Genomic DNA, 10,502 nt, shown 5'->3' on the forward strand with positions numbered 1-10,502 from the left:
GAGAATAAGAGGGATGAGGGAGAAGACGCCAAGAGAGGGAAACGCGGGAATGTACATGAAAGTTTCTTTGCGTCACCCTTCGGGTGACGCTCGCAAGCTCGCTAACGCAGTCGCCTGCGGAGGGAAACCCTCCTTTACTCGCTGTCTCACCGCGTCCCCGTGTCCCCGTGTCCTCTTGATTCCCCATTCCCCACTTTATCGCGATCGCAATTCCTGTAATGCCCCCTGCAAATATTTACCCCATTCTGCTGCTAAAGGAATTTCTGTAAACGGAACGCGTACTGAGTTAGCAGGTTCAAAAAAGAGAAATTCTAATTCTATAGAACGTCCTTTTTGTGGTAAATTCTCTAGATCTATTAATTTGTCATCTACTAATAGATAGACTTCTTGAGTATCTAATAAAGAAAACGTTTCTAATTTAATTGGGCCTTTTGGCGTGGGTTTACCCCAAGTTATATTGTTACCTTTTTGACCCAGTACAGCATAAATGTCGTACTTAGCCCGTTCAAATTGCTCCGCCCAAGCTCGATAGGTTTCAACTTTTTGATATTCCTGCGAGCCTTGCCAAGCTAACCAAAAAAACATTGCTAAGAGGGGCAACCACAAAAGACCGCGTTCCATTGTTCAAAAAAGTCCTAAGTCCTGAGTGAATATTGTAACTAATGTGCAAAATACACCAATAAACAACTGAGATAAGTTATCGTAGTGAACAAACTGACAAAAAGCGGTGAAGAGTTAATATGAGAAAACTTATATTATTGTGCTTGTTTGTCATGGGGTTAGTTGCTGCTGTGTTTGGTTTTCTGAATTATCAGGGAATAGCAGCTAAAGGAGAATTTGAGACGATTTTGCTTGATTTTCGGGAAGATATTCCGATTGAAGTCGTGCAACAAGATTTAAAAGCGATCGCTCAAAAATATAACGTTACACCCCAATTAGACAATAAGTTCTCAGCAAAAGACAATGTGTATATTGTGAAAGGCGATCGGCAACGATTGCAAGAGTTGAAAAAATCTGAATTTGCCAAAGCTACAGAATTCATCGAGCCAAATTACATTTATAAAATTCCTAAACCCGGTGAAACTGCTTGGCTAGGAGAATTTTTAAGACCTCAAGACGATGAAGTCAATACTTCATTAACTGGCCCTAACGACCAATATTACAGCAAACAGTGGAATTTGCACCAAATTGGCATAGAGGGCGCGTGGAGTCAAACCAAAGGTAGTGGCATCACAGTTGCTGTCATTGACACTGGCATTACCCGTGTGCGCGACTTATATGAGACCAAATTCGTCAAAGGCTACGATTTCGTCAACGACCGAGAAGAAGCCAAAGACGACCACGGACACGGTACTCATGTAGCAGGTACTATTGCTCAAGCCACCAATAACAAATATGGCGTAGCTGGCATTGCCTACGAAGCCAACCTCATGCCATTAAAAGTACTCAGTGCCTATGGCGGTGGTACAGTTGCTGATATTGCCGAAGCTATTAAATTTGCTGCCGATAAAGGCGCAGATGTGATTAATATGAGCTTGGGTGGTGGTGGTGAAAGCCAACTGATGAAGCAAGCGATCGAGTATGCCCATAGAAAAGGCGTAGTCATTATTGCCGCCGCTGGCAATGAAAACACCAGCGGAGTCAGCTATCCAGCCCGTTATCCTCACGTCATTGGGGTTTCAGCATACGGCCCTGATAGCGAAAAAGCCCCCTATTCTAACTTTGGTGCAGGAGTAGATATCTCCGCCCCTGGCGGCAGTGAAGCCGGTCAAATTCTCCAAGAAACCATAGACGAAAACGGTGAAGGTATTTTTCTGGGCTTACAGGGTACTAGCATGGCTTCCCCACACGTTGCAGGTGTGGCAGCATTAATTAGAGCTACTGGCGTTAAAGACCCAGAAGACATCTTTAAAGTCCTCCAGCAATCGGCACGAGTTATTCAAGATGATGGTTTGAACTACTACGGTGCTGGACAACTCAATGCCCAAGCAGCAGTTAAACTCGCCACCGAAGGGCAAATCAGTTTCCCCGATTTCTTCCGCTGGCTACGAGATAGCGGCTACCTCAACCCCGGCTTTTGGATTGATGGTGGTGCCATAGCACTATTACCCAAGATTTTGATGGTAGTTGGTTCTTATTTACTAGCTTGGTTTTTACGGGTTTATTTCCCCTTCTCTTGGAGCTGGCCATTATCTAGCGGCTTAATTGCTGGCAGTTCTGGATTATTCTTCCTTAAAGGAATCTATATCTTTGACCTACCCCAATGGCCTTTCCGGATTTTGGGCAGTTCAATTCCCGAACTAGGCAACACCATACAGGGGACAAATGCTTTTAATCCTCTGTTTGCTAGCGTCCTAATTCCTGTCGTGTTAATGGCGTTACTGCTAGGACATCCTAGTTGGAAGTGGTTTGCAATTGGTTCTACCCTTGGTATTGCAGCGTGCTTAACAGTCAGTGCGTTTTACGACCCAGCAGTTTGGGGATTAGGCAGCGGAAATGTTGCACGTATTTTCCTGATTGTCAATGCCCTACTTTGCTATGGACTTGCTCGTTTAGCCCTGAAAAACAACGGGCAAACTGCCTAAAAGGGGAATGGGGAATGGGGAATGGGGAATGGAGAATAGGAAATTATCTTTCTCCCCCAATTTCCTTAGCCTCCCTAGCTCCCCAGCTTTTTTACTCCCTCATCTCCCGGTTGGTGAGTTTCGGCTACGCTCAACTACCGCAGAGTCGAACCAAATCTTCCCCCACTCCCTACTCCCCACTCACCACTCCCTAATTAAGACTTTTATGAGTATTACAGTTACAGGTAAAATTGAACGCCGTGATCTAGGTATGGGTGCATGGGCGTTAGTTACAGACGATGGTGTCACCTACGAAATCCTTAAAGGGGCTGACAAAAACTTACTCAAAGCTGGACAAAAAGCAAAAATTAAAGGGCAGGTGCGTGAAGACATCATGACCACTGCCATGATTGGCCCTGTCCTAGAAGTAAAATCTTTTGAAGTAATTAGTTCTGACTAGCTGTGGAATTGAGAACTTCTTTTGACATACTCCCCCGTTTAAAAAACGGCGGATTCTGGGGTCAAACAATGATTGCAGGCGCAGCCCGTCTTATATCATCTAACCCAATGGACAAGGCCCTGTCCATTAGTTCAATCATACCACCGAATAAATTCGGTTATTCACTTATATCCCCCCCATGAATGACGCTTTCTTTACGCATCACGACTTGTAAACGACTTCTAAACTCTCCCTTGGGATGACCACCTTTTACCTCACCCACAATCTGAAATTCTCCTTCAGGAGAATCACAGATAATGTAAGTAGGCCATCCCATTTCTGATTTATCAGGATATTGAGTTAATAAAATCTTGCGATACTTACGATAAGCAGCAGTATCTTGCATTTTGACATCGATAAATTGCAAACCCAGTTCTTCTGACACCTTTTGGTCATAGAAGGACATTTTGTGGCAAATACCACACTCTTCTGAGGAAAACTTAATCACAGCTAAACTCATGGGCTAGCTACTCTCTGGTTATAAGCAATGTATCTTAGGAATAGGCTAAAAGATATTAACATATTGCTGGCATACTAACAATCACAATCAAATATCTTACATTACACCTCAAGATGAGTCAGCTTGAGGAGATGTGGTTTGACTTATCCTGTCGAACATGCTATGCGATCGCTCACCAATCGAAAGATGAGGGAAAAAAATAATTACCCAGTCCCCAATTCCAATCAAAATATAGAAAAATAATTAAGAATATGATTAAATATCACAGCGATCATTTTAGAGTGGGTCTTTAGCTCACAATAAGGAGAAAGCGATTCAGGGGATGAGTGTGCAGGTTTTGCTCTTTGCTAACATCAGAAGCACACCAAAAATCTATCAACAGTGGCAATAAAAGTAGTGGCTTGCCTGTCGTCAGAAACAATCGTCACTGTCAAAAAAACCCCCGGTAAGCGTTAGCCAACCAGGGGAGTGAGTTATCAGGGTGCATCTACCAATTAAATGTTCTGGGGTTTAAGACAATTATCCGGATCAATTTGTAGAAATTGAAGTTGTTTTTTCCTTAGAATAGAAAAATTCCTCAGTCGGTGCTAGCCTACTAAGAGAGCTAGTTATCAAGGTGCATCTACCAAGAATCTGTTTCAGGCTCAAACTACGCACTGAACAGAAACCAATCCGAGCAGGATTGCTAACCAAGGGAGTGGTTTATCAGGATCTGTGTACCAGTAACTTCTTCTACGAACACTAAGGTGTTCTGGATAAATTTATCACTATGTAAATTCATGGTGACTCTAAATAGAAAAAACCCCTAGACGGTGCCAACCAGCTAGGGGAGTGAGTTATTAGAGTGTATCTACTAATCATCTCTTCTAGGAAGAGGCAGTATATTCCGGATAAAAAGGTAACAATCTCCTAAAGAGTGATGTCGTTTAAAAAGAACAAAGGGTGCTTGCTATTCAGGGAAGTCAGTTGTCAGGGTGTACTTACCAATTAGAAATTCTCAGGCTGACTACTATCCACTAAATAAATTTGTGTAGTTTGAAGTTGTTGCTGTTTACTCACTTGAAAAACCTCCAGTGAATGTTAATCAGCCAAGGGAGCTAGTTATCGGGATATGCCTGCCAAATGCAACCTAGTATGCTCTATAAAAAAAGGTGATGTTGGCAGTTATTGCTGATTCAGAAACATATAAAAAACCCCCAGTGGGTGTTAGCCAACCGGGGGAGCTAGTTATCAGGGTGCATCTACCAATTAAATGTTCTAGGTTTAACCACTAAGCTCCGGATAAATTTAGAAAAAGGTTGATTGTCATTTGGTGCTAAAAAGCTATAGTGGATTGCTACCGACTGGGAGAGCTGAAGATCAAGGTCAGAACTTACGCACACTTGGTATTTGTTGATGCTGAGTGTGTGATTATGAGTGTATGAGAGTAGGGGTCTAGGGAAAAAACTTTTACCTACACCCTTAAACCCTCATACCTTTACTGTTCTAAATATCATTGATGTTGTGTGATCCTAATTTGATAAATAATTACGACATATGGATAGGTGAAAAGCTTATCCAGTAACTCTTTCACAATTTAAAAGCCAAAATGGTATAAGTTTTGAAGGTGGATAGATCAATAAAATATTTTAAGGTGAAGCACCATTGTTTCCTAAATGCTGTACCACGAGTTGCTACCGTTTACCAAAATTGAAAAAACCCCTAGTGGGTGTTAGCCAACCAGGGGAGTTGAAGATCAAGGTGCATCTACCAATAAAGTGTTCTTGGCAGTAGTAATCCAATCCGGTTAAAAATTGAAAATTGAAAATATTACGCTGCGGGATCTTGCTACAGACTCTTAATTTAAATCCTGATTGAAACCAAAGCTACGACAAAATGTAGGGATCTTAAACCCTTGAATTGGCGATAAAGTTGTAGAGGCAGAAAAATTAAAACAACACCAAGTCAGAAACATTCATTAGCGGGATGCATCTAAAGTATCAGAAGGAGCAAAAAATCGACTTGAAACTTTCGCGTTTCAAACCAGATTTAAAAAGCGCACAGGAGAAGCCGTGACCCAGGAATTTCACATTTCGGTAACTCCAGTAGGACAAAATGACTACTTGGTGCGGACGGAACAAGTCGCGCCTGGAGTACCATTGGCGGAAGAATTGGTGACTTGGCCTGTGGCTGATTGGCTGATGGCTGCTGGACATCTGATGAATGACCCTCTGCGGTCGGTGTTGCAGGGAGATACTTTGACGCAATCCGCCGCTGGGATCGCTAGAAATTCTGTGAATTTGGTGGCATTAGGTCAGCAATTTTATAATGCGCTATTTCAAGGTACTCTCAGGGATAGTTGGATTACTGCCCAAGGGATTGCTCAGAATCACCAACAGGTACTGCGCTTGCGTTTAGGACTCAAAGATACTAGATTGGCTCGTTTGCCTTGGGAAGTGATGCACGCAGGCGATCGCCCCCTCGCAACAGGGCCTTATGTCGCTTTTTCTCGCTTCCAAAGTGGAATTCTCCCAGCATCTCGCCTACCATCGCAAAATATCCCGATGCCACCAGAAGAAGGTGGGGTAAAAGTATTGATGGTAATTGCTTCCCCCACAGATCAAGTCCGTCTTGATCTATTAAAACAAGAAGTTATTAAACTACAAGCTGAACTGCATCGTCAAATACTCCGACCCACTGAAAATGGTTCTCATTTACCAGAAATTGAACTTGCTATTTTAGACCAACCAGGACGAGAAGAACTGACCCAAGCCTTAGAACAAGGAAGATATCATGTTCTGCACTATTCTGGTCATAGTAACTTAGGCCCCAATGGTGGAGAAATTTATCTTGTCAGTCACAGAACTGGCTTAACGGAAACTTTGAGTGGGGACGATTTAGCAGGCTTGCTCGTCAACAATAATATCCAAATGGCAGTATTTAATTCCTGTTTTGGGGCATACACTGCTACATCTGATACTGCTGGAGATACGGGTGAACGCAACCTTACAGAAAGTTTGGTAAAACGCGGAATTAGAAGCGTTTTGGCAATGTCAGAACGCATTCCTGATGAAGTAGCACTGACACTCACACAATTACTTTACCGTAACTTGAGTCAAGGATATCCTGTCGATTTGTGTGTCAGTCGGGTGCGCCAAGGTTTAATTTCTGCCTATGGTTCTCACCAAATGTACTGGGCACTACCAATTTTGTATCTGCAACGAGAATTTGATGGGTTTCTCAGCCAAGAAATTGAGCTAAACGAAAGTGCCGAACAGCTAAACCACTACAGTTCATCAACAATGGCAACTCCCAATTCTATTTATGCTGCTGTAGCTGATGATACTGATATACCACTAGCGCTCGAAGAAATGCTCCCTGCTGGTTTAGCACGGGACTCTTCAGAGTTAGACTGGTTGGGTGAAGATACTTGGGGTGATCTCGTTGATGAAATTGAGTATGATGACCCAAGTTATGCAGAAGATTCTGCGATTGTTTCAGATTTGTTTCGCCAGTTAGATCTGCAAAAAGCCGCGATTGAGCAAACTCCCATAACTGCGGAACTAGCATCAGAAACTCATGAAAATAGTCTTCAGGAAAAGCAAATTCCAGAGGAAACGACTTCTGGGGATCAAGAACCAGAGTTGTGGGGTGAAGAAGTAGCAAAGGTAACTCCAAATTCTGGAAACTTGAAAAAAGATTGGGATCATCTTCATCTGTCATCACCACAACCAGCCTTATCAAGGCGACGTCACCGACGCTATAAGCTGTGGCCGATTTTAGGTATTGTCAGCATGAGCGCGATCGCAGTTGTGATCGGTTTAAATTGGTGGCACAATCGACCTTGGTCAAAATTGCCACACATTCCCCTTGTTCCTCCCCAATCTCAAAATTTAGGCGATCGTTCAACTATTAACTCACAAAAAGTACCAACTGGGATTCTCACCGCCACTGCCACTGAAAAATTAAACCAAGGCGATTTACAAGCAGGACTTGCCGCCGTAGAAGAACTACTCAACCGAGGCGCACTTCTGTCGGCTGAAACTGCCCTCAATCTTGTTCCCCAAAAGCAAATTGATGATCCAGCTGTCAACTTTCTCAAAGGACGATTAGCATGGCAGTTTCTCCAAACTGGAGAGAATAAATACAGCATCGATGATGCTCGCCGCTACTGGGAAAATGCCGTGAAAGCTAAACCAGAATCGCTTTTGTATAATAACGCTTTAGGATTTGCTTATTACACAGAAGGCGATATAAATCGAGCTAATGATTCTTGGTTCAAAGCGCTAAATTTAGCTATCAAACAGCAGAATACAGCCTCTAATGCAGCAATATCTGCAAATACAGCAGCATCTGGAGATGCTTTAACTTCTTACGCTGGCTTAGCTCTTGGGTTGTATAAAACTGCACAAGGACAACCTGTTACTAAACAAACACAGTACATAAGTGAAGCAATCAAGTTACGCCAAATGGTTATTAAGTATGACCCACTTGGTTTTCAAATAGATAAATTAGCTACAAATTGGTTATGGACAGAGCAAGCGATTACTGATTGGCAATCTCTTCTCCAGCAAAAAGATGAACAACCATGAAATTTCTCCCCCTGCTTCATGCTCCTTTGCCAATAAAACCTGATTGTGAAGCGATATTACAAACCTTGGAAAAATATTTAGAAATTGTCTCTAAGCCAAACCTGGCTCTAACGTAGAACCTATAGGCAAGACATGAGGCAAATGTAATGAACATTAATAATATTCAAAACTATCGGTTTGTCTGTACCCTGACCTTTGGTGATATCTACGGTCAGATAATTGTTTGGTTAATCACAATTACCATTAGCTTGGCATCTGCATTGGCGCTGATGGGTGCTAAACGACCCGTTTATGCTTTAGCAACCGTAGGCCTTGTCGTTCTACTATCGCTGCCTTTCTTACTATTTGCCTTTGTGACTACATTGTTAAATCATATTGAATTAACTGCTATAGAACCAGGAACCAAAACCCAACCCATACCCGGTAATGTTTCTCAGCAAAAACCTGTACAAGCCGCTAGCTGACAGGCTGCCTACCAAAACTATATTTCTTCATTGGGAATTTTGAATTATCCCCTGCCTACAGGCAGGGAATTTTTTTGTAAATACGTTTATCACGCATCACTAATTGCTCACATTTCTACAATAGAACAGCAGTCTTTTGCAGTTGGAGGCTAATTATGCTGGAACACGATGTCATGATTATTGGAGGTGGATTAGCGGGATGCCGTGCGGCTGTGGAGATTGCTCGAACTGATCCCAGGTTAAATGTTGCTGTGGTTGCCAAAACCCATCCGATTCGTTCCCACTCCGTCGCTGCCCAAGGCGGTATCGCTGCAACTTTAAAAAATGTGGATTCTACTGATACTTGGGAAGCACATGCTTTTGATACTGTCAAGGGTTCTGATTATTTAGCAGACCAAGATGCAGTGGAAATTCTCGCCCAGGAAGCCCCAGATGTGGTGATTGACCTGGAACACATGGGTGTTTTGTTTTCTCGCTTGAGTGATGGTCGCATCGCCCAACGAGCTTTTGGTGGGCATTCTCATAACCGTACTTGCTACGCCGCCGACAAGACTGGTCACGCTATTTTGCACGAATTGGTCAACAATTTACGACGTTATGGTGTGCAAATTTACCAAGAGTGGTACGTAATACGCCTAATTTTGGAAGAAAACGAAGCGAAGGGTGTAGTAATGTACAGCCTTTTAAATGGCGATATTCAGGTAGTACGCGCTAAAGCAGTGATGTTTGCTACTGGTGGTTATGGTCGCGTTTATAATACTACATCTAATGATTACGCTTCTACAGGCGATGGTTTGGCAATGACCGCGATCGCCGGTTTGCCACTCGAAGATATGGAATTTGTGCAATTTCATCCCACTGGCTTGTATCCGGTAGGGGTATTAATTTCCGAAGCAGTGCGTGGGGAAGGGGCGTATCTGATTAATAGCCAGGGCGATCGCTTTATGGCCAACTATGCGCCTAGTCGCATGGAACTGGCTCCTCGTGATATTACCTCACGAGCGATCGCCTACGAAATTCGCGCTGGTCGTGGTATTCATCCTGATGGCAGTGCAGGCGGGCCTTTTGTTTATCTTGATTTGCGGCACATGGGCAAGGAAAAAATTATGAGCCGTGTCCCCTTCTGCTGGGAAGAAGCCCATCGACTTGTTGGTGTTGATGCCGTAACTCAGCCGATGCCAGTCCGCCCGACAATTCACTATTGTATGGGTGGCATTCCAGTTAACATTGATGGTCGAGTGCGTAGTAGTGGTGATAGCTTGGTAGAAGGCTTCTTTGCGGCTGGAGAAACTGCGTGTGTTTCTGTGCATGGGGCCAATCGCCTCGGTAGTAATTCTTTGTTGGAATGTGTAGTTTATGGCAAGCGGACTGGGGCTGCGATCGCTCAATACGTGCAAAAACGCAAGTTACCCTCTGTAGACGAGCAACATTATCGAAAAGAAGCTCAGCAACAAATCCAAGCTTTATTAGAACAGCCAGGACAATATCGTATTAACCAAGTTCGTCAAGCTTTCCAAGATTGCATGACTCAATATTGCGGCGTTTTTCGCACTGAAGGATTAATGCGTGAAGGTTGGCAAAAACTTGAAGAATTACAACAGCAATATCCACAAATTTATTTAGATGACAAGAGCGATTGCTGGAATACAGAAATTGTCGAAGCCTTAGAATTACGAAGTTTAATGATAGTGGGACAAACGATTTTATTATCGGCCTTAAATCGCCTAGAAAGTCGTGGCGCTCACTTCCGCGAAGATTATCCTCAACGAGATGATACTAACTTTCTCAAACATACAATGGCTTATTATTCACCAGCAGGTATTGATATCCAGTATCGCCCGGTGACGATTACTATGTTTGAACCACAGGAAAGAAAATATTAGCTAAAGCTGGAGTTTGGACTAAAAGCTCAGGCTCAGAAAAAAGTACTTAGAGAATCAGAGA

The 10,502-nt window shown here is 43.1% G+C and carries 7 protein-coding genes; 5 read left to right on the plus strand and 2 right to left on the minus strand.

The annotated features are described in order from the left end of the window. Positions 1-195: 195 nt before the first annotated feature. Positions 196-621, minus strand: a complete 426-nt coding sequence (locus AC5JMF_RS31150; protein WP_495799569.1) for a hypothetical protein — start codon at positions 619-621, stop codon at positions 196-198. A gap of 119 nt (positions 622-740) precedes the next feature. Between AC5JMF_RS31150 and AC5JMF_RS31155 the strand changes: the two genes are divergently transcribed. Both AC5JMF_RS31155 and AC5JMF_RS31160 read left to right on the plus strand, forming a co-directional pair. Then, positions 741-2,585, plus strand: coding sequence for a S8 family peptidase (locus tag AC5JMF_RS31155; RefSeq protein ID WP_495799570.1), 1,845 nt, complete (start codon positions 741-743; stop codon positions 2,583-2,585). A 205-nt stretch (positions 2,586-2,790) separates the two neighbouring features. Beyond that, complete coding sequence (locus AC5JMF_RS31160; RefSeq protein ID WP_495799571.1) at positions 2,791-3,024, plus strand: hypothetical protein; 234 nt, start codon at positions 2,791-2,793, stop codon at positions 3,022-3,024. 157 nt (positions 3,025-3,181) lie between these two features. Here the strand turns inward: AC5JMF_RS31160 and AC5JMF_RS31165 are convergent, their stop codons facing one another. Further along, the gene (locus tag AC5JMF_RS31165; RefSeq protein WP_495799572.1) at positions 3,182-3,523 is read right to left on the minus strand and encodes a thioredoxin family protein; all 342 of its coding nucleotides are present in this window, start codon (positions 3,521-3,523) and stop codon (positions 3,182-3,184) included. Positions 3,524-5,574: 2,051 nt separating this feature from the next. On the opposite strand from AC5JMF_RS31165, the gene hetF reads away from it, so the two are divergent. The 3 genes from hetF to AC5JMF_RS31180 all read left to right on the plus strand — a co-directional run bounded on the left by hetF (position 5,575) and on the right by AC5JMF_RS31180 (position 10,441). Next, a complete protein-coding gene (gene hetF / locus AC5JMF_RS31170) occupies positions 5,575-8,094 on the plus strand; it encodes a cell division protein HetF (protein ID WP_495799573.1) in 2,520 nt (839 codons plus the stop codon). 146 nt (positions 8,095-8,240) lie between these two features. Continuing rightward, on the plus strand, positions 8,241-8,558 hold the full coding sequence (locus AC5JMF_RS31175; protein WP_495799574.1) for a hypothetical protein: 318 nt from the start codon (positions 8,241-8,243) through the stop codon (positions 8,556-8,558). Positions 8,559-8,713: 155 nt separating this feature from the next. Continuing rightward, entirely contained in the window at positions 8,714-10,441 is a 1,728-nt protein-coding gene (locus tag AC5JMF_RS31180) for a succinate dehydrogenase/fumarate reductase flavoprotein subunit (protein ID WP_495799575.1), read from the plus strand. Positions 10,442-10,502: the final 61 nt, after the last annotated feature.

Source organism: Desmonostoc vinosum, from assembly GCF_059505385.1.